The 596-nt window shown below is 60.6% G+C and carries 1 protein-coding gene and 1 pseudogene; both read left to right on the top strand.

Features of this window, described 5'->3' with window-relative positions:
• Positions 1 to 304, top strand: a pseudogene (locus AC097P_RS24390) (amidophosphoribosyltransferase); the annotation flags it as partial.
• Positions 305 to 322: 18 nt separating this feature from the next.
• Positions 323 to 596 (top strand): PLP-dependent transferase (locus tag AC097P_RS24385; RefSeq protein WP_479613000.1); only part of this gene is annotated, 274 nt, incomplete at its 3' end.

Genomic DNA, 596 nt, shown 5'->3' with positions numbered 1-596 from the left:
CAATGTGTATGGCATCGACATGCCCAACAGCAGCGAGCTGGTGGCGCACAACCGCAGTGTGGAAGAGATCCGTCAGATCATCGGTTGCGACGCGCTGATATATCAGGATGTGGATGGCATGAAGAAAGCGATTGGTTCGCTCAATGCCAAGGTCAAGGGCTTTGATGCCTCGTGTTTTGACGGTGTGTATGTCACCGGTGACATCACCTCGGACGACATCAACCGCTTGAACGCAAACCGTGTGGGTGGCGAAGAAAACCAGGAGGACACATCCCGCCTGGCACTGCCCAACCACAACGACTGATCTGCACAACTCAGCACCATGACCGACAGAATCTCGTTGCCCCCAGGGTTGCACCCGGCCACGCTCGCAGTGCGCGAAGGTGCGGCACGCAGCGCCTATGGCGAAAACTCCGAAGCCCTATTCCTCACCAGCGGCTATGTTCAGCCCACAGCCGCCACAGCCGCCGCGCGCTTTGCGGGCGAGGAAGAGGGCTACACCTACGGCCGCACTGGCAACCCCACTGTCACCAGCTTCGAGCGCCGCCTGGCCGCCATGGAGGGTGCCGAGGCCTGCATGGCTACGTCCACTGGCA

This window comes from Rhodoferax sp. ZS1R8 (assembly GCF_056521325.1).
The sequence above is the reverse complement of the archived record's forward strand: the minus strand, read 5'-3'. Positions and strand labels throughout refer to the sequence as shown.